Annotated in this window: 14 protein-coding genes and 3 tRNA genes; 12 read left to right on the top strand and 5 right to left on the bottom strand. The window is 53.8% G+C overall.

Annotated elements, in window-relative coordinates; all coding sequences use genetic code 11:
• Window positions 1-2: 2 nt before the first annotated feature.
• Genes BQ8005_RS12900 through BQ8005_RS12880 form a run of 5 tightly spaced genes read left to right on the top strand, consistent with a single transcriptional unit; the run spans window position 3 to window position 7,653 of the window.
• Window positions 3-2,900 (top strand): FAD-binding and (Fe-S)-binding domain-containing protein, encoded by a 2,898-nt coding sequence (locus tag BQ8005_RS12900; protein ID WP_075318339.1) that lies wholly within the window; start codon window positions 3-5, stop codon window positions 2,898-2,900.
• A complete protein-coding gene (locus BQ8005_RS12895; RefSeq protein WP_075318338.1) occupies window positions 2,897-4,090 on the top strand; it encodes an acyltransferase family protein in 1,194 nt (397 codons plus the stop codon). Before BQ8005_RS12900 ends, BQ8005_RS12895 begins: the two co-directional genes overlap by 4 nt.
• An 11-nt stretch (window positions 4,091-4,101) precedes the next feature.
• The gene (locus tag BQ8005_RS12890) at window positions 4,102-4,938 is read left to right on the top strand and encodes a BadF/BadG/BcrA/BcrD ATPase family protein (RefSeq protein ID WP_021846333.1); all 837 of its coding nucleotides are present in this window, start codon (window positions 4,102-4,104) and stop codon (window positions 4,936-4,938) included.
• A gap of 30 nt (window positions 4,939-4,968) precedes the next feature.
• Window positions 4,969-5,790 (top strand): N-acetylmuramic acid 6-phosphate etherase, encoded by an 822-nt coding sequence (gene murQ, locus BQ8005_RS12885; protein ID WP_075318337.1) that lies wholly within the window; start codon window positions 4,969-4,971, stop codon window positions 5,788-5,790.
• 18 nt (window positions 5,791-5,808) lie between these two features.
• The gene (locus tag BQ8005_RS12880; protein WP_075319217.1) at window positions 5,809-7,653 is read left to right on the top strand and encodes a serine hydrolase; all 1,845 of its coding nucleotides are present in this window, start codon (window positions 5,809-5,811) and stop codon (window positions 7,651-7,653) included.
• A 90-nt stretch (window positions 7,654-7,743) separates the two neighbouring features.
• On the opposite strand, the gene BQ8005_RS12875 is transcribed toward BQ8005_RS12880, so the two are convergent.
• Together BQ8005_RS12875 and BQ8005_RS12870 are read right to left on the bottom strand one after the other, a co-directional pair.
• A complete protein-coding gene (locus BQ8005_RS12875; RefSeq protein ID WP_075319215.1) occupies window positions 7,744-8,364 on the bottom strand; it encodes a BamJ family beta-barrel-assembly machinery protein in 621 nt (206 codons plus the stop codon).
• 35 nt (window positions 8,365-8,399) lie between these two features.
• The gene (locus tag BQ8005_RS12870; RefSeq protein ID WP_075318336.1) at window positions 8,400-9,941 is read right to left on the bottom strand and encodes a glycine--tRNA ligase; all 1,542 of its coding nucleotides are present in this window, start codon (window positions 9,939-9,941) and stop codon (window positions 8,400-8,402) included.
• A 173-nt stretch (window positions 9,942-10,114) separates the two neighbouring features.
• On the opposite strand from BQ8005_RS12870, the gene BQ8005_RS12865 reads away from it, so the two are divergent.
• The 5 genes from BQ8005_RS12865 to BQ8005_RS12845 all read left to right on the top strand — a co-directional run bounded on the left by BQ8005_RS12865 (window position 10,115) and on the right by BQ8005_RS12845 (window position 15,331).
• A complete protein-coding gene (locus BQ8005_RS12865; protein ID WP_075318335.1) occupies window positions 10,115-10,477 on the top strand; it encodes a hypothetical protein in 363 nt (120 codons plus the stop codon).
• 123 nt (window positions 10,478-10,600) lie between these two features.
• Window positions 10,601-13,273: a DNA gyrase/topoisomerase IV subunit A gene (locus tag BQ8005_RS12860; protein WP_075319213.1), complete on the top strand. Its 2,673-nt coding sequence runs from the start codon at window positions 10,601-10,603 to the stop codon at window positions 13,271-13,273.
• Between the two features lie 29 nt (window positions 13,274-13,302).
• Window positions 13,303-14,151 (top strand): DUF3316 domain-containing protein, encoded by an 849-nt coding sequence (locus BQ8005_RS12855; protein ID WP_075318334.1) that lies wholly within the window; start codon window positions 13,303-13,305, stop codon window positions 14,149-14,151.
• Window positions 14,148-15,170 (top strand): S41 family peptidase, encoded by a 1,023-nt coding sequence (locus BQ8005_RS12850; protein WP_075318333.1) that lies wholly within the window; start codon window positions 14,148-14,150, stop codon window positions 15,168-15,170. Before BQ8005_RS12855 ends, BQ8005_RS12850 begins: the two co-directional genes overlap by 4 nt.
• Before the next feature lie 76 nt (window positions 15,171-15,246).
• Window positions 15,247-15,331, top strand: a tRNA-Leu gene (locus BQ8005_RS12845).
• Between the two features lie 118 nt (window positions 15,332-15,449).
• Here the strand turns inward: BQ8005_RS12845 and BQ8005_RS12840 are convergent.
• Window positions 15,450-15,523, bottom strand: a tRNA-Asn gene (locus BQ8005_RS12840).
• A gap of 18 nt (window positions 15,524-15,541) precedes the next feature.
• A tRNA-Asn gene (locus tag BQ8005_RS12835) sits at window positions 15,542-15,615 on the bottom strand.
• An 81-nt stretch (window positions 15,616-15,696) separates the two neighbouring features.
• Between BQ8005_RS12835 and BQ8005_RS12830 the strand changes: the two genes are divergently transcribed.
• Window positions 15,697-16,680 (top strand): adenosine kinase, encoded by a 984-nt coding sequence (locus BQ8005_RS12830; protein ID WP_075318332.1) that lies wholly within the window; start codon window positions 15,697-15,699, stop codon window positions 16,678-16,680.
• 28 nt (window positions 16,681-16,708) lie between these two features.
• Window positions 16,709-18,406, top strand: a complete 1,698-nt coding sequence (locus BQ8005_RS12825) for a S41 family peptidase (RefSeq protein ID WP_075319211.1) — start codon at window positions 16,709-16,711, stop codon at window positions 18,404-18,406.
• 17 nt (window positions 18,407-18,423) lie between these two features.
• Here the strand turns inward: BQ8005_RS12825 and BQ8005_RS12820 are convergent, their stop codons facing one another.
• Window positions 18,424-19,884 (bottom strand): VapE domain-containing protein, encoded by a 1,461-nt coding sequence (locus BQ8005_RS12820; RefSeq protein ID WP_075318331.1) that lies wholly within the window; start codon window positions 19,882-19,884, stop codon window positions 18,424-18,426.
• Window positions 19,885-20,176 lie beyond the last annotated feature (292 nt).

The following is a 20,176-nucleotide window of genomic DNA, read 5'->3' as shown; positions in this document are numbered from 1 at the left end:
ATATGAAAGAACCTTATTTATCGTTCCTGCACGAAGCCTTGCGCTTCATCCCGCAGGAGCGGATCTATACTGACGAACTGCGATGCCTGGCCTGGGGCACGGATGCAGGTTTCTACCGCCTCGTCCCGCAGATAGTCGTCCGTTCGGACAGCGAATACGAAGTGTCCGAGCTGCTCCGTCTGGCCGACCGCCTGAAACTGCCCGTCACTTTCCGTGCTGCAGGTACAAGCCTTTCCGGTCAGTCCATTAGCGATTCTATCCTCATCGTCGCTGGGAAACACTGGGAACAATATTCCATCAGCCCTGATGGTAACCAAATTACTCTCCAACCCGGTATCGTAGGACAACGCGTCAACGAATTGCTGGCTCCCTACGGACGTAAGTTTGCCCCCGACCCAGCGTCGGTAAAGAGTGCTATGGTAGGTGGCATCGTAATGAACAACGCCTCGGGTATGAACTGTGGTACACATGCCAACAGCGACCGCGTAATGCTCTCGGCCCGCATCATTCTGGCCGACGGTACGGTACTCGACACAGGCGATCCTATAAGCCGCGCCGGCTTCGAAGTAACGCATCGCGACTTTATCCGAGGCATCTGCCACCTGCGCGATCGCATCCATGCCAATCCCAAGCTATTAGAGCGCATCCGTTACAAATATGCCATCAAGAATGTCACAGGCCTCAACCTCCTGCCCTTCGTCTGCTTCGATGACCCATTCGACATCATCGCCCACCTGATGGTAGGCAGCGAAGGTACCTTGGCCTTCCTCTCGCAAGTAACCATGCGCACCGAGTACGACTACCCCTATAAGGCCAGCGCAATGGTTTACTTTACGGACATCCGCGAGGCATGCCGTGCAGTAGTAGCTATGAAGAAACTGACCGATTCGAAGGAAGAGTGGATTGTGAAGGGTGCAGAGCTGCTGGACTACAAAAGCCTGTCGTCCGTAGACGACCCTATATACATAAAGTATAAAGGAGAAGTCACCGACCCGTCGGGCCTCACCGCCGTATTGACCGAAACCAAGGCCCGCACGCCCGAAGAGCTGAAGGCCCGCATTGCCACCATTGAGCAAACGCTCTCAGCCTTCCGTACCTACATCCCCGTGCACTTTACCGACAACCCGGCAGAGTACGGCAAATACTGGGCCATCCGTTCTGGCATCTTCCCCAGCGTGGGAGGCACGCGCCGTCCCGGCACCACTTGCCTCATCGAAGATGTGGCCTTCCATATCGAAGACCTGCCCGAAGCCACCGCTGACCTGCAGGCCCTCATCGCCCGCCACGGCTACGACGACGCCTGCATCTACGGACACGCACTAGAGGGAAACTATCACTTCATCCTCAATCAAAGCTTCTCTACCCAAGCGGAAGTGGACCGTTATGAGGCACTGATGGAGGACGTCAAGACGCTGGTGGTAGACAAGTACGACGGCTCCCTGAAGGCTGAACACGGCACAGGTCGCAACATGGCCCCATACGTTCGTTACGAGTGGGGCGACGAGGCCTACGAGGTGATGAAATCCGTGAAGCAGCTCTTCGACCCCAAAGGCCTGCTCAATCCCGGTGTCATCTTCAATGATGATCCCAAATGTCACCTGAAGCACTTCAAGCCATTGCCAATGATAACAGATGACAAAGGTCATGCCTCATTATCAAAAATCAACCGCTGCATTGAATGTGGCTTCTGTGAAGTAAACTGCCTGTCGTGCGGCTTCACCCTCTCATCGCGCCAGCGCATCGTTATCCAACGTGAGTTGGCTCGTCTGCGTCAGGAAGGCAATGACCCGGCACGTCTTGCCCTGCTGGAGAAACAATATCATTACCTGGGTAACCAAACCTGTGCAGGCGATGGACTCTGCTCAATGTCGTGTCCTATGAGCATCAATACAGGCGATTTGACTCATCTTGTACGTCAACGCCTCCTGCCTCCTGACAGTCTTGGCTACAAGGCAGGGAACTATGCTTCCCGCCACTTTGCCGGCATCAAAGGTGCACTACGTCCCGTACTCACCCTGGCCGATACCGCCCATGTCATACTGGGCACCTCTGCCATGAGCAAACTGACACATGGCATGCACACTCTCCTGGGTATTCCACAATGGTCACCGGCAATGCCGAAAGCATTCAAGCCTGAACAGTCTCAACCTTCTAACGAAAGAGGAGACTGTGAAGCTGTCGTCTACTTCCCCAGCTGCATCAACCAGACCATGGGACTTGCCCGCAAATCACCAGTCGAACAAGCACTGGTCAACAAGATGGTAGCCCTACTCCACAAGGCAGGCTACCGTGTCATCTTCCCCAAGGACATGGAGAAGCTGTGCTGCGGTACCATCTGGGAAAGCAAAGGAATGATGGACATCGCCGACCGCAAAACGCACGAACTGGAAGAGGCTTTATGGGAAGCCAGTGAACAAGGACGATACCCCGTACTCTGCGACCAAAGTCCCTGTCTCCACCGTATGCGCGAAACCATTCACCGCATGAAGCTTTACGAGCCGGCTGAGTTCATTTACACCTTCCTTCGTTCCCGTCTTGTGTTCAATCCCGTCGACCGCCCTGTGGCCCTGCACATCACGTGCTCCATGCGTAAGATGGGGCTGGCCAATACGCTCATCGACCTGGCTCGTCTATGTTCTACACAGGTATTCGTACCCGAGGAAGTGGGTTGCTGCGGTTTCGCAGGCGACCGTGGTTTTACGCATCCTGAACTGAATGCCTATGCTCTGCGTAAACTCCGTCCGCAAATAGAAGAACGCAATATCCAGATAGGTTACAGCAATAGCCGCACGTGTGAGATCGGCCTGACCACTAATTCTGGCATCCCATATGTATCGATAGCCTATCTGGTAGATGAATGTACAACCGCTAAAGACAAAAAGGAGGAACAATCATTATGACCCAACAGCAAACCAACAGCAAACGTATTCTCTCCCTTGATATTCTGCGAGGAATTACTATCGCCGGCATGATCCTGGTAAATAATCCCGGCTCATGGGGACACATCTACGCTCCTCTGCGTCATGCCGAGTGGAACGGGTTGACACCAACCGACTTGGTGTTCCCTTTCTTCATGTTCATCATGGGCATATCGACCTACATTTCATTGAAGAAATACAATTTTACTTACAGCCACGCCACACTCCGGAAAATTCTACGACGTACTGTCGTCATCTTTATCATCGGTATGGCTATCGGCTGGTTCTCGCGTTTCTGCTACTACTGGTCCTCTGCCCCCGACGACCTGAGCTTTGGGCAAAACCTGTTGGCATCGGTATGGACATTCGACCGCATGCGCATTCTGGGCGTCATGCAGCGCCTGGCTCTGTGCTACTGCGCTGCTTCCATCGTGGCTCTTACGATGAAGCATAGCCGCATCCCCTACCTCATCGCCACGCTCCTCGTGGGCTACTTTGTTCTGCTGATGTGTGGCAACGGTTTTGCCTACAACGAAACTAATATTCTGTCCGTCGTAGACCGTGCCGTCCTTACCCCTGCCCATATGTATAAAGACAACGGAATCGATCCTGAGGGCTTGCTGAGCACTATTCCCTCCATCGCTCACGTACTGCTGGGCTTCTGTGTGGGCCGTATGATGCTGGGCGACAAGAATGCAGCCAGCCGTAGCCGCGAAGAAGTGCTCCAATCGCATCTCGTCAAACTGTTCCTGGTAGGTACCATTCTCACCTTCAGCGGCTTGCTGTTGAGCTACGGATGCCCGCTCAATAAGAAGATATGGTCGCCCACTTTTGTACTTACTACCTGTGGACTGGCATCCAGCTTGCTGGCCTTACTCATCTGGATTATTGACGTAAAGGGATATAAACGCTGGAGCCTGTTCTTCGAATCGTTTGGCGTGAATCCATTGTTCATGTACGTGCTAGGCGGTGTGTTGGGCATTCTGTTCGGAAGCATCCACCTGCCTTGGGGTGATGGCAGCATTTCCATCCACGGCCTGCTTTACGACAAGATAATGCAACCGATTTTTGGTGATACTGGCGGCTCACTGATTTATGCGCTGGTATTCGTCGCTATCAACTGGTGCATCGGATACCAACTGTACAAAAGAAAAATATATATTAAGATATAAACTTTATTACTATGATACTGATAGCAGACAGCGGCTCTACCAAGACCGACTGGTGTTTGGTCGAGCATGGAGAAGTTCTCCAACAGATTTTTACGAAAGGTACCAATCCCTTTTTCCAAAGTGAAGAAGAGATCAGTAACGAGATAGCGACTGCTCTTCTGCCCCAGCTACAGGCCAGTGAACTGGATGCAGTCTACTTCTACGGTGCAGGATGCGCTTTTCCAGATAAGATAGAAACTGTTCGCCGGGCCATTCTCCGACACCTACACGTTAAGGAACAAGTAGAGGTTAGTACCGATATGCTGGCCGCTGCCCGCAGTCTGTGCGGACACCACGCAGGCATTGCCTGCATCATGGGCACGGGCTCCAACTCGTGCTACTACGATGGCGGGAAGATTGTGCAGAACGTATCTCCTCTTGGTTTTATCCTGGGTGACGAAGGTAGCGGTGCCTGCCTGGGCAAACTATTGGTAGGCGACATCCTAAAAAATCAGATGACGCCGGAACTGAAGGAGAAATTCCTCAGCCAGTTCAACCTGACCCCAGCCGACATCATCGACCGCGTCTACCGCAAGCCGTTCCCCAACCGTTTCCTGGCCAGCCTGTCACCCTTCCTGGCACAAAACCTTAACGAACCTTGCGTACATAACCTCGTCCTGAACAGCTTCAAATCGTTCCTGAAACGTAACGTCATGCAATATGATTACACAAGCCATGAAGTCCACTTCATCGGTTCCGTAGCCTACTACTACAAAGACGTGCTGGCACAAGCCGCCGACGAAATGGGCATCCGTTTGGGCACCATCCTCAAGAGTCCTATGGAAGGCCTCATCGCCTACCACCGTTAACTATTAACCACTAACCGATTATACAAGAATATGGCATTCATCAAGATTTCAGAGCAACCTTCGCTCTACAACGACTTGGAAAAGAAGTCTGTCCGCGAAATACTGGAAGATATCAATACTGAAGACCAGAAAGTAGCCCTGGCCGTACAAAAGGCCATCCCGCAGATAGAAAAACTAGTAACCCAGATTGTACCCCGCATGAAGCAGGGTGGCCGCATCTTCTACATGGGAGCCGGCACCAGCGGACGTCTGGGTGTACTCGACGCTTCAGAAATACCGCCCACATTCGGCATGCCGAACACGCTGGTTATCGGCCTCATTGCCGGAGGCGACACGGCTCTACGCAATCCTGTAGAGAATGCCGAAGACGACATTCACCGCGGCTGGGAGGAACTGGTGGAACGCAACATCACGACCAAGGACACCGTCATCGGCATTGCCGCATCGGGTACCACCCCCTACGTCATTGGCGCCCTGCACGAAGCCCGCGAACATGGTATCCTGACCGCCTGTATCACCAGCAATCCCGACTCACCCATGGCTGCCGAGGCTGATGTCCCCATCGAAATGATTGTAGGACCGGAATACGTCACCGGCAGCTCGCGCATGAAGTCGGGTACGGGACAAAAAATGATTCTGAACATGATTACTACTTCAGTTATGATCCAACTGGGGCGCGTCAAAGGCAACAAGATGGTCAACATGCAGCTGAGCAATAAGAAGCTGGTGGACCGCGGCACCCGTATGCTGGTCGAAGAACTCGGTCTGGACTACGGAAAAGCCAAAGCCTTGTTGTTAATGCACGGTTCTGTAAAGAAAGCCGTAGATGCCTATCGCGAAGGAAAACAATAACCCAATATGCATGACCTCATGAAAACTCTTTGTCTGATTCTCTCCTGCCTGTTGGGATTTGCTGCCGTTAGTGCACAACCACTCCAGCGTGTAGCTCCCGAGCAGGTCGGCATGGACTCACAACGGCTTTTGTGGGCCGACGAAGCCATCAACCAGGCCATCGCCCAAAAAGAAATACCGGGAGCTGTGCTGGCTGTCGTACGTCACGGCAAGATGGCCTATCTGAAGGCCTATGGTAATAAGAGCCTGGTACCTAAGGTAGAACCGATGACCACCGCCACCGTATTCGACATGGCTTCGTGCAGCAAATCCATGTCTACTGCGATTTGTGTTATGATTCTGGCTGAACAAGGTAAATTGCGTATGCTCGACCCCGTAGATCTCTATCTCCCCGACTTCCAGAACTGGCAGAGCGAGGACGGCAAGGAAACGCAGGTCATCCGCATCCAGGACCTGATGACGCACACTTCCGGCCTGCCACCCTATGCTGACGTACAGAAATTGAGCAAGGAACACGGCATCCTCAACCCCGGGGCGCTGATGGAATACATTGCCACCTGCCCGCGCGATTTCCGTCCGCAGACCGACTTCCAGTACAGCTGCCTGAACTTCATCACCCTGCAGCACATCGTGGAAACCGTCAGCGGGCAATCGCTCCGGGATTTCGCCCACGAACACATTTTCGACGTGCTGGGCATGAAGCACACCGATTACCTGCCTTGCAGGCAAGACAAAAAAGGCAACTGGGTGAATACCGAGGAATTGCCGGAATGGGCCTCCCTCATCGCTCCTACCGAACAGCAAGCCAACGGACAGGTATTGCGCGGACAAGTACACGACCCGCTGGCCCGCATCATGAACGGAGGCATCAGCGGCAATGCAGGTGTCTTCTCCTGCGCCGAAGACATCGCCGTGCTCTGCGCCGCCCTCCAGAACGGTGGTGAGTGGAATGGCCGACGCATCCTGAGTCCGCAGGGTGTGAAAGCCATGCGCACTGTTCCCCGCGCCGTGTCCTCCATCGGCCGTACACTGGGCTGGGACAGTTTCACCGCCTACGCTTCGAACAACGGCGACCTCTTCAGCCCGAACACTTACAGCCACACAGGCTATACAGGTACCAGCATCGTCATCGATCCTGACACGGACACGAGCGTCATCCTGCTCATCAACGCCGTGCATCCCAAAGACGGACACAGCGTGGTGCGCCTGCGCTCGCTGGTATCGAACGCCGTGGCGGCCTCCATCCTCGACCAAGAAGGCATGGCGCCCTACCACGCCCACTACTACGAACGTTTCCTGCAATTCATGGACGAGCCGCCCATTACGACGGAAGATATCGTAATGCTGGGCAACAGCCTGACCGAAAACGGAGGCGACTGGGGCAAACGGCTGGGACGGAAACACGTGGTGAACCGCGGTATCATCGGCGACGAGGTGATGGGTGTCTACCGACGCCTCCACCAGATTCTGCCCGGACAACCGCGCGAACTGTTCCTGATGATCGGTATCAACGACGTGTCCCACGGACTGACGGCCGACAGCATCGCCGACCTCATCCGTCTCACCGTGGAACGCATCCGCCGCGAGTCGCCGCAGACCCGGCTCCACCTGCAAAGCCTACTGCCCATCAACGAAAGCTTCGGCCGCTACCGCCTGCTGACGAACAAAACCGAACTTGTGCCGGAAATAAACGCCCGCCTGAAGAAGCTCGCCCACGAACAGCAGATTGACTTCGTCGACCTCTTCCCGCTCTTCACCGAGAAAGGGACACACGTCCTGCGTAAAGAGCTGAGCACCGACGGCCTGCACCTCAACGAGAAAGGCTACAAAATCTGGGCAAAGGAACTGAAAAAACGGTGGTAACCCTTCCCCACCGAAAACGAGAAAGGCTTGCCGGCAGCATCGATGCTACCGCAAGCCTTTTTTCTATCCGTGCAACTTCTAAAAGTTGTCTCAATCTTCGTCTTCTACGATTTCTACAAAATCTACATCAAAAGTCAAGACTGAATATCCTGGAATATTATCTTTACCAGATTCGCCATAGGCACCTTCCCAAGGGAAATACATCAACCACCGTTCCCCTTCACGCATAAACTGTATCGGATCAGTCCAAAGCCATCCCGACACCGTGAAATCACGAGGGGCATCAAACTCTGTAGGATTTTTATCACCTGACAAAATCTGATCTACAGCCGTATATCCGTCAAAATTCCCTTCAAACACATCACCCGTTATCAAAGAGCCACAATAGTAAAGGCTTGTAGTTTCTGTATAAAGAGGTCTTCTACCCGACGGATTAGCTTTGACTTTCCGGCAATAGGCATATACCGTACGCCCTGAAACACTAGCAGAGTTCAACATTACTTTAAACATCTTCCCAACGGGCATATTCAAAGCATCTTCCTCAGTCGCTACAAGCACATCTCCCGTCTCGCGGGCGATGGAGTCGATGAAAGCCTCGTTGCGCACCTGCCAGTTGTCGTACTTGCTGGCCTCCTGCACCTCCTCGCACGAAGCTAAAAGCAGGGCAGCCAGGGGCAACAGGAAGCAAAGGATCTTGCGTATTCTTCTCATAGAATTCTTCATTATCAATTATCAATTCTCCATTCTCAAAGTGTCTTGAGCAACGACGTGATGCTGACACGGTCGGCAATCAGACGGTCGAGGTCGGCGATGGCCACGCGCTCCTGCTTCATGGTGTCGCGGTCGCGCAGCGTGACGCAGCCGTCTTCCAGCGTCTGGTGGTCAACGGTAACGCAGTAGGGCGTACCGATGGCGTCCTGACGACGGTAGCGCTTGCCGATGGAGTCTTTCTCGTCGTACTGGCAATTGAAGTGGAACTTCAGTGAGTCGATAATCTCGCGTGCCTTCTCGGGCAGGCCGTCTTTCTTGACGAGCGGCATCACAGCCAGTTTCACCGGAGCCAGGGCAGCAGGCAACTTCAGCACGACGCGGCTTTCGCCGTTCTCCAACTGCTCTTCCTTATAAGAAGCAGACATGATGCTGAGGAACATACGGTCGACGCCGATGGAGGTCTCGATGACGTACGGCGTGTAGCTTTCGTTCGTTTCGGGGTCGAAGTACTTGATGTTCTTGCCCGAGAACTTCTCATGCTGAGAGAGGTCGAAGTTGGTGCGGCTGTGGATACCTTCCACTTCCTTGAAACCGAAGGGCATCAGGAATTCGATGTCCGTAGCGGCGTTGGCGTAGTGGGCCAGCTTCTCATGGTCGTGGTAGCGGTAGTGGTCGTCGCCGAAGCCCAGGGCCTTGTGCCACTTCAGGCGGATTTCTTTCCACTTCTTGAACCATTCGAGTTCTGTGCCGGGTTTTACGAAGAACTGCATCTCCATCTGTTCGAACTCGCGCATGCGGAAGATGAACTGGCGAGCCACGATTTCGTTACGGAAAGCCTTACCGATCTGTGCGATACCGAAGGGGATTTTCATGCGACCCGTCTTCTGTACGTTCAGGTAGTTGACGAAAATGCCCTGCGCCGTCTCGGGACGGAGGTACACCTTCATGGAACCGTCGGCCGTAGAACCCATTTCGGTGGAGAACATCAGGTTGAACTGGCGTACTTCGGTCCAGTTCTTCGTGCCGCTGATGGGGCAGACGATTTCTTCGTCGAGGATGATCTGGCGCAGCTCGTTCAGGTCCGGTCCGGCGTTCATGGCCTTGGCATAACGTTCATGCAGGGCATCACGCTTCTGCTGGTGCTCCAGCACACGGGCATTGGTCGAGCGGAACTGAGCCTCGTCGAAGGCGTCGCCGAACTTCTTGGCAGCCTTGGCCACTTCCTTGTTTATCTTTTCGTCGTACTTGGCTATCTGGTCTTCGATGAGCACGTCGGCGCGGTAGCGCTTCTTCGAATCGCGGTTATCGATGAGGGGATCGTTGAATGCGTCCACGTGTCCGCTGGCTTTCCAGATCGTGGGGTGCATGAAGATGGCCGAGTCGATGCCCACGATGTTCTCGTGGAGCAGCACCATGCTCTGCCACCAGTATTGCTTGATGTTGTTCTTCAGTTCCACACCGTTCTGTCCGTAGTCGTATACGGCTCCCAGTCCGTCGTAGATTTCGCTGCTGGGAAACACAAAACCATACTCCTTGCAATGTGATACAAGTTTCTTAAAAACATCTTCTTGTGCCATTTTCGTAAAATATTGATTAATTTTATTCCTAATTCTCGATAAAAACGCCACAAAGATAGTGAAAGGTAAGAGTATAAAAAACAAGCTTGCTTGATTTTTTATGCCGAACCGCATCCTATCTTGTCCAAAGATAGGGATTTATCCGATACATCGGGTCTCGGGGAATATTAAAAATGCACAAGGCCGCCCCGCGAACTCTGCGGAAAGCTTTCCGCAAACTTCCGAAGCCCTACGAAACCTTCCCGAAAGCTTTCCGCAGACTTCCGAAGCCCTACGAAACCCTCCCGAAAGCTTTCCGCAGACTTCCGAAGCCCTACGAAACCCTCCCGAAAGCTTTCCGCAGACTGCCGAAGCCCTACGAAACCCTCCCGAAAGCTTTCCGCAAACTTCCGAAGCCCTGCGGAACCTTCCCGAAAGCTTTCCGCAGACTGCCGAAGCCCTACGGAACCTTCCCGACAACCGTCCGCAACGCCGGCGGGCCTGCAAAACCGATGCAAACACCGGTTTTTCCCGGGATTTTTCGTAAATTTCGATAAAATAGAGGGCGGCCCGGCACAGGCAAATCAAAAAACGGAGGCTTTCATTTGCCAATGCGCCCGCGTTTTGCTATTTTTGCCTGCAACGAAATTATCGACGACCGCATACGGACCAAATTCAATATGAGCGAAGACTTTGACAAGACCCAGGAAGAACAGGACAACCTGCCCGAAGGCCGGGAAGAACACTCGGACTACAAACCCGCCGACAAGAAAGACGAGAACGTGAAACACCAACTGAGCGGCATGTACCAGAACTGGTTTCTAGACTATGCCTCGTACGTCATTCTGGAACGCGCCGTGCCCCACATCATGGACGGACTGAAACCCGTGCAGCGACGCATCCTGCACTCCATGCGCCGCATGGAAGACGGACGCTACAACAAGGTGGCCAACATCGTGGGCCACACCATGCAGTTCCACCCCCACGGCGACGCCTCCATCGGCGACGCGCTGGTGCAGCTGGGGCAGAAAGACCTGCTCATCGACTGCCAGGGTAACTGGGGAAACATCCTGACGGGCGACAGCGCCGCCGCTCCCCGTTACATCGAAGCCCGCCTCTCACGGTTTGCCCTCGACGTGGTGTTCAACCCCAAGACGACGGAATGGAAGCTATCCTACGACGGCCGCAACCGCGAACCGGTCACCCTGCCCGTCAAGTTCCCCCTGCTGCTGGCCCAGGGCGTGGAAGGCATTGCCGTCGGCCTGTCGTCCAAAATTCTGCCCCACAACTTCAACGAGCTGTGCGACGCCGCCATCAGCTACCTCCACGGCGAAGACTTCCGCCTCTACCCCGACTTCCAGACGGGCGGCAGCATCGACGTGTCGAAGTACAACGACGGCGAACGCGGCGGCACGGTGCGCGTCCGTTCGAAAATCGAGAAGATAGACAACAAGACGCTCGCCGTCCGCGAAATCCCCTACGGCAAGACCGTGGCCAGCGTGTGCGACTCCATCGTGAAGGCCAGCGAGAAAGGCAAAATCAAGATACGCAAGGTAGAAGACCTGACATCGGGCAGCGTCGAGATACTGGTGCACCTGACGCCGGGCACGTCGTCGGACAAGACCATCGACGCCCTCTACGCCTTCACCGACTGCGAGGTGAGCATCTCGCCCAACTGCTGCGTCATCGACGAGCGCAAGCCCCACTTCCTCACCGTGAGCGACGTCCTGCGCAAGTCCGTCGACAACACCCGCGACCTGCTGCGCCGCGAACTGGAAATCCACCGCGACGAGGTGCGCGAAAGCCTGCACTTCGCCTCGCTCGAAAAGATATTCATCGAAGAACGCATCTATAAGGATAAGGAATTCGAACAGGCCAAGAATATGGACGCAGCCTGCGAACACATCGACCTGCGCCTGACGCCCTACTACCCGCAGTTCATCCGCGAAGTGACGAAGGACGACATCCTCCGCCTGATGGAAATCAAGATGGCCCGCATCCTGAAGTTCAACTCCGACAAGGCCGAAGAGCAGATAGCCCGCATGAAGGCCGACATCGAGGAGACCGAACGCCACCTGGCCAACCTCGTGGAATATACCGTCGACTGGTTCCGTATGCTCAAGGAGAAATACGGCAAGAACTTCCCCCGCCGCACGGAGCTGCGCAACTTCGACACCATCGACTCCACCAAGGTCATCGAGGCCAACGAGAAGCTCTACATCAACCGCGAGGAAGGCTTCATCGGCACCAGCCTGAAGAAGGACGAATTCCTGGCCAACTGCTCGAACCTGGACGACGTCATCCTCTTCTTCCGCGACGGCCGCTACCTCATCACGCCCGTGGCCGACAAGAAGTTCGTGGGCAAGAACATCCTCTACGCCAACGTTTTCAAGAAGAACGACAAGCGCACCATCTACAACGTGTGCTACCGCGACGGCAAGAACGGGACGACCTACATCAAGCGCTTTGCCGTGACGTCCATCATCCGTGACCGCGAGTACGACGTGACGCAGGGCACACCCGAGTCCAAGATCACCTACTTCAGTGCCAACCCCAACGGTGAGGCCGAAATCATCAAGGTCACGCTGAAGCCCAACCCGCGCATCCGCAAAATCATCTTCGAAGAAGACTTCAGCCAGATAGGCATCAAGGGACGTCAGGCCATCGGCAACATCCTGACGCGCAACCCGGTCCACAAAATCACGCTGAAACAGCGCGGCGGCTCCACGCTGGGCGGACGCAAGGTGTGGTTCGACCGCGACGTGCTGCGCCTCAACTACGACGGACGCGGCGAATACCTGGGTGAATACCAAAGCGACGAACTCATCCTCGTCGTCCTGAACAACGGCGAATTCTATACCACCAACTTCGACGTAAACAACCACTACGAAGACGGCATCCGCATCATGGAGAAATTCGACCCGAATAAAGTTTGGACCGCCGTGCTCTACGATGCCGACCAGCAGAACTACCCCTACATCAAACGCTTCTGCTTCGAGTCGAGCAGCCGCAAGCAGAACTACCTGGGCGACAACCGGAACAGCAAGCTCATCCTGCTGACCGACGAATGCTACCCCCGCCTGGAAGTCGTATTCGGCGGGCACGACAGCTTCCGCGACCCGATGATTGTCGAGGCCGACGAGTTCATCGCCGTCAAGGGCTTCAAGGCCAAGGGTAAGCGACTGACGACCTACGCCATCGATACCATCAACGAACTGGAACCGACCCGCCAGCCCGAACCGCAACCCGCCGCCGACGAGCCCGAAGAAGAGCCCGAAAACCTGGACCCCGACCAGGACAAGAGCGAAGGCGACATCCTGGACGAACTGACGGGACAAATGAAACTGTTCTGACGTATGAAAAGCTATTTGAATGAACTGAGATGATGAACCATAAACTGACAGGAATCATGGCAGGCCTGCTCCTGACCGCCGGCAGCCTGACGGCACAGACACCCGCAGATTCCATCATGCTGAACGATCCGACCCGCTACGTCACCCGCGCCACCCTCTACGGTGTGGGTGCAGCCAACATGTACGACACCTACCTGTCGCCACAGGAGTATCGGGGCATTGAATTCCGCCTCTCCCGCGAAAGCATGCGCATGACCCGCTGGGCCGACGGAAACCTTTCGCGCCAAAGTTTCTTTCAGGGCTACGTGAACTACACCCACAACCACGTGGACAACAACAATACCCTCTCCGCCCTGCTCAACTGGAACTACGGCCTGCATTACCACCTCCGCCTGACCGACCACTTCCGTCTGCTGGCCGGCGGACTGGCCGACCTGAACGGCGGCTTCGTCTACAACCTGCACAACGGCAACAATCCGGCTTCGGCCCGGGCTTACGTCAACCTCGACGCTTCCGTCATGGCCATCTGGGACTTGCGCATCAAGCGCTATCCCATCACCCTGCGCTATCAGGCCAATCTGCCTGTCATGGGTGTGATGTTCTCGCCCCACTACGGGCAGTCGTACTACGAAATCTTCTCGCTGGGCCATGCCGACGGTGTGGTGCGTTTCACCTCGCTCCACAACCAGCCCTCCCTGCGCCAGATGCTCACCGCCGACCTGCCCGTAGGACGGATGAAGATGCGCCTGGCCTACGTATGGGACGCCCAGCAGTCCAGTATCAACAACCTGCGGACACACGCCTATTCGCATGTATTCATGGTAGGCTTCGTCAAGGAATTCTACCTGCTTCCTAACAAGAAAAAGCAAACCTTATGAAACAATCGGTCTTCTTCCTGAAATACATTTTACTTCTCATCCTTCCGATACTGCTCTTCCACAGCTGCATCCGTGAAGAAGAATTCGACAATACCCCTCAAGGTAACTTCGAAGCCCTTTGGAAAATCATCGACGAACAATACTGCTTCCTGGACTACAAACAAATAGACTGGGACGCCATCCGCGACAAATACCAGCCGCTGATTACCTCCGACATGAGCAGCGACGGCCTGTTTGAAGTGCTGGGCAACATGCTGGCCGAACTGAAAGACGGGCACGTGAATCTCTATTCCGCCTCGAACACCGCCCGTTACTGGGACTGGTACCTGGACTACCCGCGCAACTATGACGAAAGCCTTGTCGAACGATACCTGGGACGCGACTACCGCATCTCCGCGGGATTGAAATACACCATTCTGGACGATAACATCGGCTACATCTCCTACACCTCCTTCTCCGACGGTATCGGCGAAGGCAATCTGGACGAGACCCTCTCTTACCTGGCCGCCTGCAACGGCCTCATCATCGACGTGCGCAACAACGGCGGCGGCAACCTCACCTACTCTACCCGCTTCGCCGCCCGCTTCACCAACGAACGCGTACTGACGGGCTACATCCAACACAAGACGGGTAAGGGGCACAGCGACTTCTCCGAGCCGGAACCCATCTACGTCGACCCGTCGGACGGCGTGCGCTGGCAGAAGAAAGCCGTCGTGCTGACCAACCGCCACTCCTACAGCGCCACGAACGACTTCATCAACGCCATGCGCTATATGCCCAACGTCACCCTGTTGGGCGACAAGAGCGGAGGAGGTTCGGGCCTCCCCTTCACCTCCGAGCTTCCCAACGGCTGGATTGTACGCTTCTCCGCCAGTCCCCACCTCGACGCCGACAAGCAGCATATCGAATTCGGTATCGACCCCGACATCAAGATGGACATGGATACCGTAGCTGCTTACGAACGCCAGATAGACACCCTCATCGAAGAAGCCCGAAGCCTGCTGCAAGTGAAACCTTGAAAAACTAAAGCCGTGAATAGTTGGAAGAACAAAAAATATTTTCTACCTTTGCCCCGCTGAACAAGCAAACACCGTTGCGGGTGTGGCGTAATTGGCAGCCGCGCCAGACTTAGGATCTGGTGCCGCAAGGCGTGTAGGTTCGAGTCCTATCACCCGCACCAAAAGAAAAAGAGGAGAAAAGCAATAGTCCGATATGCTTTTCTCCTCTTTTTTTGTCCGCCACTCCCCTCGCTAGGGAAAGGCCTGAAAACAAAAAAGTCCGCTTGTTGCGGACTTCTGCTCTTCGTCTTGGACTTGAACCAAGGACCCTCTGATTAACAGTCAGATGCTCTAACCGACTGAGCTAACGAAGAATGTTGCATTTGAAGGAGCTCTTCGTCTTGGACTTGAACCAAGGACCCTCTGATTAACAGTCAGATGCTCTAACCGACTGAGCTAACGAAGAGTGTTGTTTTTTCTCAAATGCGGTGCAAAATTAATAGGATATTTTGAAATATGCAATATCTTTGCAGAAAAATTTATCGAAATGGAGAAAATAATTGGATTAGGCAACGCTTTAGTCGATGTTTTGGCCACTTTTGAGAGTGATGAGGTCCTGAAACAGATGGGACTTCCGCGAGGTAGCATGACATTGATCGACGAAGAACGGTTCAACCTTATCACGGCATATTTTAAGGATCTGAAGACCTATAAGGCAGCAGGCGGCTCAGCCGGCAATGCCATCGGAGCTTTGGCAAGCCTGGGAGCTCCCAGTGGATTCATCGGGAAAATCGGTTCAGATTCTTATGGCGACTTCCTGAAAAGCACACTGGAGAGCAAAGGTATCGAAGATCATCTGCTTGTCTCTTCTACCCTGCCTACAGGAATTGCTTCCACCTTTATATCCCAAAACGATGGAGAACGTACGTTTGGTACCTATTTGGGAGCCGCAGCCGCACTGAAGGCCGAAGATTTGTCGCTGGACATGTTCAAGGGATACACCTATCTGTTTGTCGAAGGTTATTTGGTACAAGACCACGACATGATTCTGCGGGCCGTAGAACTGGCCAAAGAAGCCGGATTGCAAGTCTGTCTGGATATGGCCAGCTATAATATAGTAGATGCAGACAGAGAATTCTTCTCGTTGCTGTTAAACAAATACGTGGACATTGTTTTTGCCAACGAAGAAGAAGCGAAAGCTTTTGCCGGCGGAACACCCGAAGAAGCCTTGGAAACCCTGGCGCAAACATGCAGCATAGCTATAGTGAAATTGGGAGCCCGCGGATCGTTGGTGCGCAAAGGGACTCAGGTACTGGAGGTAGCACCAGTACAAGTGTCTAAAGTAGCCGATACGACAGGAGCAGGCGACTACTTTGCCGCCGGCTTTCTGTACGGACTGGTCACCGGCTGCTCACTCGAAAAATGTGCCCGCATCGCTTCCATACTTGCTGCGAAAGTCATTCAGGTCGTAGGAGCCGAACTTACCGCTGCCTGCTGGAAGGATATCAAGAAAGAGATCGAAAACTTATGAACAAGAACATTGTATGACAGATATGAATATGAAAAGATTTTGTAAAGTACGTTGGATCGCTCTGTTGTTGCTGATAGTGGCTGGCACAGCATTTCTGAGTTTCAAGAACAGTGACAACCGCAGTTTTCAGTTAGCCAAGAATATCGACATTTTCAGTTCAATCGTGAAAGAACTGGACTTGCTGTATGTAGATACGATTGATGCCAACAAAACGATCCGTGAGGGCATCGACGCCATGCTCTATTCGCTCGACCCCTATACGGCCTATTATCCCGAGGACGACCAGAGCGAACTGGAGCAGATGCTGAAGAACACCTATGGCGGTATCGGCTCTATCATCACCTGGAATACGAAACTGAAGCGTTCCATGATAGGCGAACCCTACGAAGGTATGCCGGCAGCCAAAGCAGGACTGAAGGCAGGCGATATCCTGATGGCCATCGACGGACAGGATCTGGAAGGAAAGAACAACCAGGAAATCAGCGAAATGCTCCGCGGCCAGGCGGGTACCAGCTTCAAGCTGACAGTGCAACGTCCGGGCGTGGAGAAACCACTGGAATTCGAACTAGTACGCCGGGCCATCGAGCTGCCTATCATACCTTATTATACGAAACTGGAAAACAATGTGGGCTACATCAACCTCAGTACATTCTCAGGTAAACCTGCACGCGAGTTCAAACAGGCGTTCCTCGACCTGAAGAAGCAGGGCATCACCTCGCTGGTCATCGACCTGCGCAACAACGGCGGCGGATTGCTGGACGAGGCGGTGGATATTGCCAATTACTTCTTACCACGTGGAAAAACCTTAGTAACCACCCGAGGCAAAATCGAACAAATCAATATGTCCTACAAAACATTGCGCGAACCCATCGATTTGGATATCCCGTTGGCTGTGTTAGTCAATAGTTCTACGGCATCGGCTTCGGAAATCCTGGCCGGTTCATTACAGGACCTGGACCGTGCGGTGATTGTCGGTACACGCACGTACGGCAAGGGACTGGTACAGACCACACGCTCCCTGCCCTATGGCGGACAGATGAAAATCACGACTTCCAAATACTACATCCCCAGCGGACGCTGCGTGCAGGCCATCGACTACAAGCACCGCAATGCCGACGGCAGCGTAGGTCGTATTCCGGACAGTCTGACAACGGTATTCCATACAGCAGCCGGGCGCGAAGTGCGCGATGGTGGCGGCGTGACTCCCGACATACAGGTAGAGCAGGAGAAACTGCCCAACATTCTGTTCTATCTGGTGAACGACAACCTGATATTCGACTACGCCACACAGTATTGCCTGAAGCACGAAACCATTGCCGACGCCCAGCACTTCGAACTGACCGATGCCGACTATGCCGACTTCAAGGAGATGGTACGGAAGGCCGACTTCAAGTACGACCAACAGACAGAAAAGATATTGAAAAGCCTGAAGGAAATGGCCGAATTCGAAGGCTACCTGAAAGATGCCTCCGGCGAATTCGAAGCATTGGAGAAGAAGCTCCAGCATAACCTGGACCACGACCTGGATTATTTCGCAAAGGACATACGCAATATGATTTCTATCGAAATCCTGAAGCGTTACTATTATCAGAAAGGCAGCATCATCCAGCAGCTGAAGGATGACCCCGACCTGAAAGAGGCGTTAAAGGTATTGGGCGATACGGAAAAATATCACAGCCTGCTCAGCCCGAAGGCTACGGCTGACCCGGCGGTAGCAGAGAAGTAATACAACCTTAGCAGGGGTTATCGCTTCTTCACCCAATACCCATTGCCATACCTTGTGTGTACCCTCCGCCCCAACTGGGCCAACAGGCGGCTGAACGAAGTACAAGAACAGTCTTTCAAGGCAGCGGGATTCTTTTTCTTCAGCACGGTATAAATATCTGCTGCAGACATCAGGCGGGCACCTTGCTCGCCTACCTCGGCAAACGCAAAACAACTGCCGATAAGTTCTTCGGCGGGCGTAATGCGGTAGAACGGACGGTTGGCCGCCTGAATTTCGGCCTCTTCGGCCTTGCTGAACCAGCAGCGCTCACCACTGTTCAGTTCGTGCAGCAGTTGGGCATAAAGCTGGGCGTGGTCGATGGAGGTCGTACAGTCGATGGCATGCTCCACTTCCACACAGATGAAACGGCGGCTGCCCGAAAGGTCGGTCAGCAGGTCGCGGCGGTTGCTTGTACCGATGAATGAGGCAATTCTTGGCAACGATTCGGCCGCACGGCGGTAGGCACGACGCACACGCAGGTCTTCCATCTGCATCAGGTTCTTCAGCTGGGGCATCCGGCTGGCGGGAAGACGATCAAACTCGTCCAGGTTGATCAGGCCGTAAGAGGCCAGTTTATTCTCCGCCGACGAGGCGTTGGTCAGGTCGAAGCTCTCCGTAAAGTAGTCACGCAATTCTTGGGGGAGCAACATACGGCAGAAAGTAGACTTACCCAAGCCCTGTGTGGGGCTAACCAAAAGCGGAGACACACTGTTAGCCCTGCGGCCACGATTGCCTGAGCCTGTCCACTGGGCTGTGACGGCTAGCATCCAGCGGTGGAAGGCGCGTACCCAGACATCCTTATCGGATACCCGTTTTGCCAACTCCGTTACGCGGTCTTTGCCGTCCCATGCGGGCAAGTTATTGAAATAGAGTTCAAAGGGGTGGTAGTCTTGTACGTGGTCGGATTCCACATATCGCTTGATGTCACGATCCCAGCACTCCACGCCGTTTTCGATGGCACTGAGAGCGATGCCGTTCAGGATACGGCTGTCTACGGGTGTATAAGTAAGGAGGTGAGACTCATCGGCTTTTTCTGTATTCAGGCGGGCGCATTCCGTCCGTTCCGTCAGCAGGTTGTAGCGGAAAGCATAGTGCAGTTTCAGGTAGCATGAGAGGCGCTGCATCATCCGTTGCTGTTTCGGTTCCTTTTCTGCCTGCTGTGCTACTGGTTTCTTCGCTTCCACGGCAGATGGAGCTGTTTCTACCCATTCCGTCACTTCATTCTGTCCGTTCAGGCTGAACATGCGTTTCTCCGCATCTTCCTGCCGGGGTTTCCAGGTCAGGCGGACAGTGAACTCGCCGTCGCCCATCACGAGGAAGGCCTGTCCTTCGGGCAGGCGGGAGCAGGCACGGTTCAGATCGGCAAGCAGCCGGTCGTACGACGAAACGGATGGTTCTTCACGAAAAAAGAAATCTCTCAGTTGGCAAATCAGGTTCATAAAAGTAGTTGTTTATCTTGTCGTAAAGATACGACATCAGGAAGGCGAAGTCAAGTTTTTCAGCGTAAATAACGGACGATAATCAACCATAATCAACGAAAATCAACATTCTTTGCTTTCACAAGTTAGAAATTGAAGCTCTTTCGAGAGTGAATTCATTGTAATCTTCTGAGAACCTGCCATTTATAGTGAAACCAACTTAATGATGAACCACTCAGTACTTCCCCTTTCAAAACAGTTCACCCCCGTGAAACGTTTCCTTTCACCTTAATTCTCACATTTAAAGCGAGAT

This window comes from Bacteroides togonis (genome assembly GCF_900130135.1).
Taxonomy (GTDB): Bacteria; Bacteroidota; Bacteroidia; order Bacteroidales; family Bacteroidaceae; genus Bacteroides; species Bacteroides pullorum.
This window is presented reverse-complemented; position numbering and strand designations above follow the sequence as displayed.